This window comes from Bacteroidota bacterium (assembly GCA_020402865.1).
Taxonomy (GTDB): domain Bacteria; phylum Bacteroidota; class Bacteroidia; order Palsa-965; family Palsa-965.
This window is the reverse complement of record JADBYT010000006.1, coordinates 53,170-65,125: the sequence shown is the minus strand read 5'-3', so window position 1 is coordinate 65,125 and position 11,956 is coordinate 53,170. Positions and strand designations below refer to the sequence as shown.

General features: G+C 49.4%; 9 protein-coding genes. 8 read left to right on the top strand and 1 reads right to left on the bottom strand.

Annotated elements, in window-relative coordinates; genetic code table 11:
- Positions 1-202: 202 nt before the first annotated feature.
- From IM638_04460 to IM638_04425, 8 genes are all read left to right on the top strand, one after another.
- On the top strand, positions 203-1,372 hold the full coding sequence (locus IM638_04460; protein ID MCA6362264.1) for a hypothetical protein: 1,170 nt from the start codon (positions 203-205) through the stop codon (positions 1,370-1,372).
- A gap of 552 nt (positions 1,373-1,924) precedes the next feature.
- On the top strand, positions 1,925-2,695 hold the full coding sequence (xth, locus tag IM638_04455; GenBank protein MCA6362263.1) for an exodeoxyribonuclease III: 771 nt from the start codon (positions 1,925-1,927) through the stop codon (positions 2,693-2,695).
- An 821-nt stretch (positions 2,696-3,516) separates the two neighbouring features.
- Entirely contained in the window at positions 3,517-5,289 is a 1,773-nt protein-coding gene (locus IM638_04450; GenBank protein ID MCA6362262.1) for an ABC transporter substrate-binding protein, read from the top strand.
- 146 nt (positions 5,290-5,435) lie between these two features.
- Entirely contained in the window at positions 5,436-6,437 is a 1,002-nt protein-coding gene (locus IM638_04445) for an OmpA family protein (GenBank protein MCA6362261.1), read from the top strand.
- A gap of 260 nt (positions 6,438-6,697) precedes the next feature.
- Entirely contained in the window at positions 6,698-7,462 is a 765-nt protein-coding gene (locus IM638_04440) for a methyltransferase domain-containing protein (GenBank protein MCA6362260.1), read from the top strand.
- 208 nt (positions 7,463-7,670) lie between these two features.
- Positions 7,671-8,693, top strand: a complete 1,023-nt coding sequence (locus tag IM638_04435) for an LD-carboxypeptidase (GenBank protein ID MCA6362259.1) — start codon at positions 7,671-7,673, stop codon at positions 8,691-8,693.
- Positions 8,694-8,833: 140 nt separating this feature from the next.
- A complete protein-coding gene (locus IM638_04430; GenBank protein MCA6362258.1) occupies positions 8,834-9,181 on the top strand; it encodes a hypothetical protein in 348 nt (115 codons plus the stop codon).
- A gap of 11 nt (positions 9,182-9,192) precedes the next feature.
- Positions 9,193-10,527 (top strand): hypothetical protein, encoded by a 1,335-nt coding sequence (locus tag IM638_04425; protein ID MCA6362257.1) that lies wholly within the window; start codon positions 9,193-9,195, stop codon positions 10,525-10,527.
- A 12-nt stretch (positions 10,528-10,539) separates the two neighbouring features.
- On the opposite strand, the gene radA is transcribed toward IM638_04425, so the two are convergent.
- Entirely contained in the window at positions 10,540-11,913 is a 1,374-nt protein-coding gene (radA, locus tag IM638_04420; GenBank protein MCA6362256.1) for a DNA repair protein RadA, read from the bottom strand.
- Between the last annotated feature and the right edge of the window lie 43 nt (positions 11,914-11,956).

Sequence of the window (11,956 nt, the reverse complement as noted above, 5' to 3'; positions counted from 1 at the left end):
GACTTTGTCTGCTTAGACTTAGGCAGGATGAATTTTGTAAGCCGAAGCATTCCGTGGTATGATAAGCGGCTCAATTATGGTAACCAATTTTATGCAGATTATCTATTAACCACTTTCCACATAAAAATGTGGTGCAAAAAAGATGTTAATCGGTCATATTAGAAACAACCCAAAAGAAGATCTTTGGTCTTGATAAACACGTATGCGCATACTTTTCATAATCATACTTCCGTTTGCACTTTTTTGGGGCAGACCACAACCTGAGTTGTGTGTATATGCACGGATGCTGCACACGGGGCAAACAACACTGAGTTACCATAGTGCTTGTAAGCCCGAACACATTATCCGCATTGACGTGCGGCCGGGGAGTGTGTTCAGTATGTTTCCGGGACAAACATCGGCTATTGAAGCTGATGTGATTTATGAATATAAGGGCAAAAACTATCAGAAAAGTACTGATGCACACAAACGCCGCAAACGCATTTCGTTTTCAGAATTGCAAACAGAAGTGAAAGGAGGCAGCTGGTTAGCCCCCAATCTGGTGAAACTGAATGACGATTTATCGGGGCTGGAAAATGGAGAACTTATAATTATTGTAAAACACAAAAAAGCGCACAAAATAAGTGGCGAGTGGAGAACGAAAATAGATTTTTCGCTACCGCTAAATATCAACGCTACGGGCAATGCGGGTAATGATGCAACCATGCTGAAAACACTTTTGTTTGGCGGGCGTGATGCCTCGGATCCTGAAAACGGAGATTGTAAAAAATGCGCCCGTGATGGCGTAAGTGGTACAGACGGTAAACCGGGCGGTGCGGGCCATGCGCTGCAGGTATTGATAAAAAAAGTGACGCTTAAAAATGCACCCACACCCTTGCTTGCCATTTTGGTAAAAGATATTACGGCTAACACCGAACAGCTGTTTATGCGCAATACGGCAGCCATGCTGGTGTTTGATGTAACAGGCGGTGTGGGTGGAAGTGGCGCTAACGGAGGGAGTGGCGGCGATGGCCTTATTGCCGATGTAAACAACACTGCCGTGTGCTGCCCGGCTGCCGATGGCGGAAACGGAGGCGATGGCGGTGAAGGAGGCGATGGCGGACATGTAGAATTTGTGCTCGACACGAATGTGACGCGCGGTGAGTTGAATATAGCCGTGTACAACAAGGGCGGTAATGGCGGCACGGGCGGCTTTGCCGGCAAAGGTGGTTCGATTAGCGGTTATTCGTCGCTGCCAAATGCCTGTGCACACCTGCAGAATGGGAAAAATGGCACAGACGGTGTACAAGGCAAACAGGGAATGCCTGGCGCTGAAACAATTTATACGATAAGAAAGGTTCAGGTAGCTGCATTTCAAGCCTTGGAGAAATAGTGATTTTTTGAACGGTGCAAATGCGGGGGGCGGGGAACAGGTGGTGTTTTAATGAACCTGACGTAACTAATTAGCCCCGGGTGGAGCGGCACCCTCCCCGCAATAAATGCGGGGAAGGAGTATAGCGGAACACGTGACAGGTGGTTGTTTGGAATGCGGCAGAAATTGCTCCTTCTTACGTGGTTAGCACTTTAAACAAGTCTGGAGACTTGTTTAACCATAGCGGAAAGTTTGCAGACTTTGTCTGCTGAAACTTTCCGCAGCTTGGGAGTATAGCGGAACACGGGACAGGTGGTTGTTTGAAATGCAGCAGAAATTGCTCCTTCTTACGTGATTAGCACTTTAAACAAGTCTGGAGACTTGTTTAACCCCGGCGGAAAGTTTGCAGACTTTGTCTGCTGAAACTTTCCGCAGCTTGTAAGCTTGTCTGCTGAAACTTTCCGCAGCTTGGCAGCTTGTTTGCTGACTTTGTCTGCTGAAACTTTCGGCAATAGGGTAAACGCCCCGCACATTTGGCCGCAACGGCTTATCTTCGCTGTTCAACTTTAGCTTATGGCCAAAATTATTTCGTACAATGTGAACGGCATACGTGCTGCAATTAATAAAGGCTGGTTTGACTGGGTTAAGGCTGCGGCGCCGGATATTGTGCTGCTGCAGGAGATTAAGGCACAACCGGAGCAGCTGAATCTGGCTGATTTTGAAGCTGCAGGTTTTACGCACCACTACTGGCATCCGGCACAGAAAAAGGGCTACAGCGGTGTAGCCATACTCTCGCGCGAGAAACCGACACATGTGGAAGTGGGTTGCGGCAATGCTCTTTACGATTTTGAAGGCCGCATACTGCGTGCTGATTATGGCGATGTATCGGTAATGAGTGTATATATGCCATCGGGCACAACGGGCGATGAACGGCAGCAGTTTAAATACGGGTTTCTGGATTACTTCCAGACCTACATTGATACGCTGAAGAAAAAGCGCAAGAAGCTGATAATTGGCGGCGACTGGAACATTTGCCACAAGCCGATAGACATTCACAACCCGGTGAGTAACGCTAAAACATCGGGCTTTTTGCCGGAGGAGCGTGAATGGATTGGCAAGTTTATAGACAGCGGCTTTATTGATTCGTTCCGTGCTTTTAATGCGGAGCCGCACCAATATACCTGGTGGAGCCAGCGCTTCAACTCACGTGCGCGCAACTTAGGCTGGCGCATTGACTATAACATGGTAAGCAACACACTGGAAAAGCAGCTGAAACGCGCCGCCATACTGGCCGATGCCGTACACTCTGACCACTGCCCGATTCTGGTAGATGTGGATTTTTAACCCGGTGCAGATACATTTTTTAGCTTGCTGCATTGCTTTACCCACGCATTGGATTTATGCAAATGAAATTGCTGTTTTAAGCTAAGCGTAAACCTGATGAAAATTCCGATTCTCCTCAAACGCTTTGCGTATGTGCTGATTTTTGCTGTGTTGCCGGCGCTAATAAATGCCTGGTCTGTAGCATTAAAGCGTTTACACGCAAAGCCTCTATTTCAAGCATGGGGTATTTTGAAGACCGCTACAACAACTACATGTGGCGCATGCGGTGTGTGCTTGGTACGGGGCAATGGGGATTTCGTTTTTTGAGAATCCGCGCATTGGTGTTACATACGACTTTGCCTTATTCAGGCTGCGGTGGAAACGATTTAATACTGCCGACGGCTGGACGGCTGTGGGGAAATGTTTAACGCACCGGATGTAAAAAACGGCGTATCAGTATATGTGGCATATCAGCTGCTTTTCATGGAAATAAAGTCTTATGAACACATTCCGCGGTACTTCATTTGTAGAAACAATAAGCCCTATTTCAACCCTAAAACTGAACAAAAAAACAGCAACAGGTGTTAATAGTGAAAATTAGGGGAAACAAGTAGAAAATTCCGCTTTTCGGAGTGCAATTTGTAATCGGCGAGTTAACATTACCATTACAACTCGTCGATACAATCAATTAGCTTGTCGATTGTTTCAGCTATTTCAATAGCCAATGTCGGGATTCTGATATTTTAGTAAGTATCAAAGCATAGCTGTTTGCACACGTTTTGTTTTTTTGACTACATTGTGGCGCCCTTACGATCATAATAAACGCTGATTACCTTTCTTATATGAAACGTTTACAGACGGTGCTCGTTCCGTTGCTTGCCATTGGGGTAGTTGTGGCCGGTATTTCTGCCTGTGGCGGAGATAAAAATGCCAGCGACTCTACACGTAAAGCAAAAGGCGAGGTTGAATATGGCGGAGTATTCCGCATGAATGAGCTGGAAGATTACCGCTCATTATTTCCTATTGAAATTACGGAAGTGGCGGGTTACCGCATTGGTGCGCAAATTTTCGAAGGTCTGGTGAAATACAACCAGAAAGACCTTTCGGTTATGCCGGCCATTGCGCGCAGCTGGGATGTTGCCGACAGTTCAACCCGCTACGTGTTCCATTTGCGTAACGATGTGTTTTTTCACAACGATGCCTGCTTTACACCCGATGGTAAAGGCCGCAAGGTGAATGCCGCAGATGTGAAATACTGCTTTGATCTGCTTTGCACACCCTCGCCACGCAACAAGCAATACCAGTCCACATTCAAAGACCGTGTGGCAGGTGCAGCAGATTGCTACAGCCAGAAATCGAAAACAGTTTCGGGTGTGGTTGTGGTGAACGACTCTACCCTTGAAATCAGGCTTACGTCGCCTAACCCCGGCTTTCTGAATATTCTGGCCACTCCCGGCTGCTGGATTTTCCCGAAGGAGGCTGTGCAGAAATACGGCGAGGATATTAACGACCACAACGTGGGTACGGGTCCGTTTACGCAAAAAGTGATCAAGAAAAGTGAAACGGTTGTGCTTGAGCGTAATTCCAACTACTGGAAATACGATGAGTGGGGCAATCGTTTGCCTTACCTCGATCAGCTTCAGTTTAAGTTTATAAAGGACAAGCGTGCCGAAATTCTTGCATTCAACAGCCATGAGCTTGATATGATTTTCCGCCTGCCGGTAGAAATGAGCAAAGACATTATGGGCGATCTGGAAAATGCCAAAAAGCGTCCTAATGGCTTTATACTTCAAACATCGCCCTCACTCAGCACCACGTTCTACGGCTTCCTTACCACACAAGCTCCGTTTAACAATGTGAAAGTGCGTCAGGCGTTCTGCTACTCCATAAACCGTGAGCAGGTGGCTGATAAAATTCTTCAGGGCGATGCCGAAGCCGCCAATTATGGTATTACACCGCCCTGTATGAATGGTTATGATGCCAAAAGCATTACCGGTTTTAATTTCGATCCCGACAAAGCACGCAAGCTACTGGCCGAAGCGGGCTACCCCGGCGGAAAAGGCTTCCCCGAAATTACGCTGCAAATAAACAGCGGCGGCGGCGACCGAAACATCCTCACGGCCGAATACGTGAGCAACCAGCTGCGCGAAGTGCTTAACATTAATGTGCGGATTGAAACAGTGCCCTTCGGACAAAACCTCGAATCGATAGAGTCGGGCAAAGTACTTTTCTGGCGCACATCATGGTATGCTGATTATCCCGATCCGGAGACCTTCCTTACCATTCTCCACGGCTCACATGTGCCCGCCGATGCGGAAAAATCGCCGCTCAATACCAGCCGTTACAAAAACGCCCGATTCGATTCGCTTTTTGTAACCGCCATGAACGAGGTAGCGCCCGCAAGCCGCGCTAAATTCTTTGCCATGGCCGAACAGCAGGCCATGAACGATGCCGCCGTAATGCCCATTTACTATGAGCAAAACGACCGCCTGGTAAACAAAAACGTGCGCGGTTTCGACATTAACCAGATGGAGTTCCGCGATTTTACAAGCGTGTGGTTTTACAAAGAAAAAGCCGAAGACCAGAAAGCCGCTGGCGATTCGGCCGCAAAATAAGCAGCTTATAGCCTAATAAAGCCCGACAGCCACAACTGCCGGGCTTTTTTGTAATTGCGCTCACACTAAACAGTTAATAACTTGGTTGCAGGTGTTTTCAGGTTCCGTACCGGTGATTTACCTTTACCCAATTAACCTGAATAACCATGAGAAACATTTTCGTTTTTGCATTGATACTTGCCGTGGCTGTAACAGCCGGTTGTGTGAGCGGGAGAAAGTATGAAGAAGAAGTAGCACGCCGTAAAGCGGCCGAAGCCGAACTGGCCACCGCCAAAACCAGCAACCAGAACTACGAAACACAGGTAAACGAGCTTAACCGCCAGCTTACCGAAACCAACAAACAGCTCGACGGGCTGCGCCGCGATACGTCGATTTGCGGCACATCTTTCCGCCGTATTACCGCACAGTACGACCAGCTGCTGGCCAACTACGAATTGCTGCTCAAGCAAAACCGCGAACTCATGCAGCGCACCACCACCGAAAACACACAGCTGGTGGGCAAACTCAACTTGACTCAGGAACAACTTATCCGCAAGGAAGATTCGCTGCGTCGTGTGGACATCAGCATGCGCGCACAGAAACGCTCGCTCGACTCGCTGACAACCGAGCTTGGCAAACGCGAAGCCCGTGTGAAAGAACTCGAAGCCGCACTGGCTGCAAAAGATCAGGCGCTTAACGATATCCGACTCAAAGTAAAACAGGCGCTCGTGGGCTTTGAAGGAAACGGACTTACCATTGAACAGAAAAACGGTAAGATTTATGTGTCGATGGAAGACAAACTCCTCTTTGCCACCGGAAGCACCAAAGTGCAGCCCAAAGGCGAAGAAGCACTAAAAACACTGTCCAATGTACTCGCCGCCAACACGGATATTAATGTAATGGTAGAAGGCCACACCGACGATGTGCCCATGAAAGGTGCCGGCGAAATAAAAGACAACTGGGACCTCAGCGTAATGCGCGCCACTTCGGTAACCAAAATTCTGCTGCAGAACAAAGCCATCGATCCCAAGCGTATTACTGCGGCCGGACACGGTGAACACATGCCTGTAGATGCCGCCAAAACACCCGAAGCACGCGCCAAAAACCGCCGAACCGATATTGTACTCACGCCTAAACTGGATGAGTTGTTTAAAGTGCTGGGGAACTAACTGTCTTTCTCGGCTCCGCTCGAAATGACAGTTGCGGTGACTTGAGTGGTTCTTCGATCGTTTTTTCGATCATGTTTTTCGATTGTATATTTCGATAGTTATTTTCAAATGAAAACCGGGTTTGTCTGTTTGACAAACCCGGTTTTCATTTATTAATATTTACATGGTTTTGAATTGAAGGCGGAATAAGTGTTAAATTGATTAAGAGTGATTTTTCTAAACACCTTTAGCCCTACTTTCACCACCACAAACTTCCACTCATGCAAATCGCAAACCCGGCTTTCGACTACAACGCACACGGGCAGCACTACAGCCAGATACGCCGTGCCGACAAACACATAGCCGCCCACATACACCACGCTCTCGGCAATGCGCACACCGTGCTCAATGTAGGCGCAGGTGCGGGCTCGTATGAACCGGAAGATAAGTATGTGGTGGCCGTTGAACCTTCAGCACGCATGCGCATGCAGCGACTGGAAGCGGGCAAAAATCCGGCTGTAAATGGTGTGGCAGGTGCATTACCGTTTGATGATAATGCATTTGATGCCGTAATGGCTATGGTTACCGTACACCACTGGCCCGACATTGAACAGGGCCTGCGCGAACTACATCGCGTAGCAAAAAACAAGGTGGTCATAATGACATTTGATCCCGATGCCCTGCACGAATTCTGGAACGTGCATTATTTCCCCGAGCTCATTGAAGTGGAAAAAACCCGCTACCCGAAAATCGAACGCATTACAGCCGCACTGGGCGATAATTGCGAAGTGATAAAAATTCCGGTTACCCTGCATTGTACCGACGGTTTTCAGGAAGCATTTTTCGGACGCCCCGAAATGTTTCTGCTTCCTGAAGTGCGTAAGTCGCAATCGGCCTGGGGCTTTCTGAAACCGGGCGAGGAAGAGCTGCTCGTGAAACGTCTGGAAACCGAACTTATGTCGGGCGAGTGGGATAAAAAGTACGGACATCTCCGCACACAACCTGAATACACGGCGGCATTGCGATTGATTGTTGCGCGAAAATAAAAGAGGAGGAGCGAACCACAGGTATTTCAAAAGAACGTTCGCTCCGGTGTTCCATTGCAATGCAGCATGGTAATGAAAATACATACTGCAAGGCTGCATTTCCATTACACCCCGGGCTATGCACCCAAACCGTCCGGTGCAATAAAATACCAGCCCGTTATGTGTACAGGCAAAGCAATGCGGCGCGCAATTTGCTATCTTCACATACATGCATCGCAGCAACCGTCGTTTATTTCTGCAACGCGCACTGGCGCTTGCCGCCGCATCGGCACTTACGCCCGCGCTTCGCGCGCAGCCGCAAAGTGAACGCAAACTCCTCAGGCCGCCGCGTTTGCGTAAAGGCGATTTTATTGCACTCACTGCGCCTGCCGGCGCCATCTTTAACGACGAAAGCATACAAAAGGCCACGCTGGCCATTGAAGCGGCCGGCTTTCGCGTTATGCACGGCGACACGCTCAAACTCCGCCACGGCTACCTCGCCGGCACCGATGCACAACGCGCTGCCGAACTTCAACAACTCTTCGAAAACCGCAATGTACACGGCATCGTAGCCATGCGCGGCGGCTGGGGCTGCGCACGTTTGCTCCCGCTGCTCGATTTGCAAAAAGCTGCGGCAAACCCAAAAGTGCTAAGCGGTTTCAGCGATATTACCACACTGCTGCTTGCCTTTCAGGCACACACCGGTATGGTTACGTTTCACGGCCCGGTGGGCAATTCCACCTGGGAAGGTTTTACCACTACACAATTCCTGCAACTCACCACCCAAACAGGCCCGCACACGTTGCGCTTGTTACCCGGTCAAAATCATGGCGTTTTACACGGCGGTAAAAACACCGGCATCCTGCTGGGCGGAAACCTCACCGTACTCTGCGCACTGCTGGGCACACCCTGGCAACCCGACTTTACCAACGCCATCCTCTTCCTCGAAGAAACCGAAGAAGAACCCTACGCCATAGACCGCCTCCTCACGCAACTCGAACTGGCCGGCGCATTGCGCAAACTCAGCGGCATTGTGTGGGGCGCCTGCACCAAATGCGACGCCGAAGAGCCCGACAAATCGTTTACACTTACCGAAGTGCTGCAGCAAAAACTTGGCAATCTGGGCATCCCGGTAGTTACCGGTTTCCCCTTTGGACATGTGCGCGATAAACTCACCCTGCCCCTGGGTGTTTCCTGCACACTCGATGCCGATAACGGCACGCTTACGCTCCTCGAAAGTGCAGTGAGCTGAACAGGTTTTACAGCCCGGCGTAAATAGTTTGCATTTAATTGTAATTTGGCTGTGTCATTTGCGGAAGCATCCGTTTATTATTTCGGCCAAACTTTTCGCAAAGCACCAAACCAATTACTCACTTGTGCATAACCCGAACCATGTCAAAAACAGAAGATTTCGATTGGACAATTACCCTCGCCGCCGAGGATGAGGCCACGGAGCAAAAAGTGTCCATGAGCATTGAATCGCCGCAAACCGGCGACTGTTCACTGATAACACCCGCAGGCGGCTCGCAGGTGGGCAGTATAAAAAACGTATCTATTGGAAAAGGCAGTCAGTTGCACGGCAAAAAAATGTATTGCCAGGCATTGGTAACTGATTTTGATACGCAAAGCAATAAAATGACCGTGATTGTAAAATGCGGTAAATATTCGAAATCATTTACCGCCACAACCAGCTATCAGGGAGAAAGTATTCAGTTCAAGATCACCGTCATTTTCATTTAGCGCCCTTTCACATGAAATCATTTTTCCTCGCCTTTCTCCTTCTTTCTGTTTCGCTGCACGCACAAAAAAGCACCGATCAGATTAAACTTGATGAACTGAAAACACCGTCTTCACCGGGCTTTACCATTCTTGGCGTGCAACCCACCGAAATTTCACGACCGAAATCATGGCGTGAACTGGAAACCAATCTCACCAACTCGTTTTTTCAGGACAACAAATTTGTGATTCCCAAAAACATTGCCGTTGAATTCAATCCTTTCTTTACGCTCCGGGAAATCAATCCGTCCAACTCACCCTCATTTATATACGGTCGAAAAGACAACGGATTCAACTGGAATACACTGCGCATCAACTCTTCGTTCTCGCTTGCCACCGGCGATTTCAAAACCTACAACGATACCTCAAAAACAAATCCGCGTATGGGTTTGGGTTACCGCACGCAATTGGCCGAATTTAAACCTACCTCAAAAGGGCGCTATGCGTTCAGGGCACTGCTGGCCACACAGCTCAATATCCTCACGGTTACCACCGCACTTCAACAACTCCAGGTAACCGGAAAAAACAAGTTCAAAAGTGCCGACAGTTTGATCAGCACGCTCAAAAAAAGCTGTGCCGAATCACTCAAAAGCAGTAATCATCTGGCTGATACAGGCGTGGTGAATGCCATGATTGAACAGAACCTGCGCGAGATAGCTGTACAGATGTATGCCGAAGGAAAATCAAACACCGAAATTTTTACTCAGCTTAATGCGGCCATGATTGCCATTACTGAGCAGGCTGATTTTATGTCGAATTACAATCAGGTTGTAGAATCGCTTACACAACGCTACGGACTTTGTGTGGAAATGGCGGCGGCCATGTTGCTTGATTTTCCGGGAAATGATATTACGTTTTCAAAAGTGCCCAAATTCGGAATCTGGTTTACCGGCACGTATCGCACCGAAAACGGGCATTTCGAAGTTGGAGGGCTGGCGCGTTTTCTTTCTTCTAAATTTGATACGCTTTCGCGTTTCAATAATTTCGATTTTGGCGGAAGGGTAATGATTGAAGGTGAGCGCTGGAGCATCAATGCCGAACTCATTCAGCGTTTTCAGTGGGAAGTGATTGGCGCATCATCTTCAGGCAGCAGCGGACAGGTGACGTTGAAATACAATGCGGATTTCAAAACTTCGCTCACGGCCAATTACCGGCTCACGCAGGATATGCTGCTTACTTACACGTTTGGCAATGATTTCACCATTAACACTGAAACGCAGCAGCAGCAATCGTCGCTGGGCTCGCGGCTGGGCATTACCTATGCGTTTGGCGGGCCGCGCGTGCAGGATGTGAAAGATGGTTTGCGTTAGTGTGTTACATAATTACCCGAACAACCCGCCAAACACTTCCTCAATTTTCCCCACCTGATGCAGCTTAATGCCGTAATCGCCGGGCTTTAAGCCTTTGTGGTATTTGGAAATATAAATTTCCTTAAAGCCTAATTTCTCGGCTTCGGCAATGCGCTGCTCAATGCGGTTTACAGGGCGTATTTCGCCGCTCAGGCCTACTTCGGCGGCAAAGCACACGCCGGGAGCAATGGGAATATCGGCATTGCTGGAAAGTACGGCGCACACCACGGCAAGGTCAATGCCGGGGTCTTCTACTTTGAGGCCGCCGGCTATGTTCAGGAATACATCTTTTTGTCCGAGGCGGAAGCCGCAACGTTTTTCGAGTACGGCGAGCAGCATGGCTAAGCGGCGCAAATCGAAACCGGTGCTTGAGCGTTGCGGTGTGCCGTAGGCCGCAGTACTTACCAATGCCTGCGTTTCAATGAGCATGGGCCGCATGCCTTCGAGCAGTACGGCTATGGTTACTCCGCTCACCGGTTCTTCGCGCGCGGTGATGAGAATTTCCGAAGGGTTACTTACTTCGCGCAGGCCGCTGCCCTGCATTTCATAAATGCCAAGCTCGGAAGTGCTGCCGAAACGGTTTTTCACGGTGCGCAGCAAACGATACACATGGTTGCGGTCGCCTTCAAACTGAAGCACGGTATCCACCATGTGCTCAAGTACCTTGGGCCCGGCCAGCGAACCTTCCTTGGTAATATGGCCGATGAGAAACACCGGCACATCCGACTCTTTGGCATAGCGCAAAAGCTCAGCCGCACACTCGCGCACCTGCGACACACTGCCCGGCGATGATTCTACATGTGCCGTATGCAGGGTTTGTATCGAGTCGATGATAAGCAGTTGCGGCTCTATTTCAGCAATCTGCTGGAAAATATGCTGCGTGCTCGTTTCGGTGAGAATGAAACAATCGGGATTATGAATGCCAATACGCTCGGCGCGCATGCGTATCTGCTGTTCACTTTCCTCGCCCGACACATACAGCACACGCATGCCTTTGAGGTTTACGGCCAGTTGCAGCATGAGTGTGGATTTGCCAATGCCCGGCTCGCCGCCAAAAAGAATGAGCGAACCCGGCACCAGTCCGCCGCCAAGCACACGGCTCAGCTCTTTGTCGTAAACCGGCAGCCGCACTTCTTCGCCCACGGTAACAGCACTCAGCAACTGCGGCCTGGCCACCCGCCCGCCCGACGACTTACTCACAAACGCCGGAGCCTGAGGATGTGAAACCTTGCTCACAATTTCCTCCGCATACGTGTTCCACTCCCCGCACGAAGGGCATTTACCAATCCACTTGGGCGACTGCGCACCGCAGTTTTGACAGAAATAAACAGACTTGGTTTTGGCCATAATGTGCTTACGAAGATACTGCCGAAAACACCTTTTTGCATCG

Bases quoted from the DNA above. Each gene is read 5' to 3' on its own strand.
- IM638_04460 (MCA6362264.1), top strand. From the start codon at position 203: ATGCGCATACTTTTCATAATCATACTTCCGTTTGCACTTTTTTGGGGC.
- xth (MCA6362263.1), top strand. From the start codon at position 1,925: ATGGCCAAAATTATTTCGTACAATGTGAACGGCATACGTGCTGCAATT.
- IM638_04450 (MCA6362262.1), top strand. From the start codon at position 3,517: ATGAAACGTTTACAGACGGTGCTCGTTCCGTTGCTTGCCATTGGGGTA.
- IM638_04445 (MCA6362261.1), top strand. From the start codon at position 5,436: ATGAGAAACATTTTCGTTTTTGCATTGATACTTGCCGTGGCTGTAACA.
- IM638_04440 (MCA6362260.1), top strand. From the start codon at position 6,698: ATGCAAATCGCAAACCCGGCTTTCGACTACAACGCACACGGGCAGCAC.
- IM638_04435 (MCA6362259.1), top strand. From the start codon at position 7,671: ATGCATCGCAGCAACCGTCGTTTATTTCTGCAACGCGCACTGGCGCTT.
- IM638_04430 (MCA6362258.1), top strand. From the start codon at position 8,834: ATGTCAAAAACAGAAGATTTCGATTGGACAATTACCCTCGCCGCCGAG.
- IM638_04425 (MCA6362257.1), top strand. From the start codon at position 9,193: ATGAAATCATTTTTCCTCGCCTTTCTCCTTCTTTCTGTTTCGCTGCAC.
- radA (MCA6362256.1), bottom strand. From the start codon at position 11,913: ATGGCCAAAACCAAGTCTGTTTATTTCTGTCAAAACTGCGGTGCGCAG.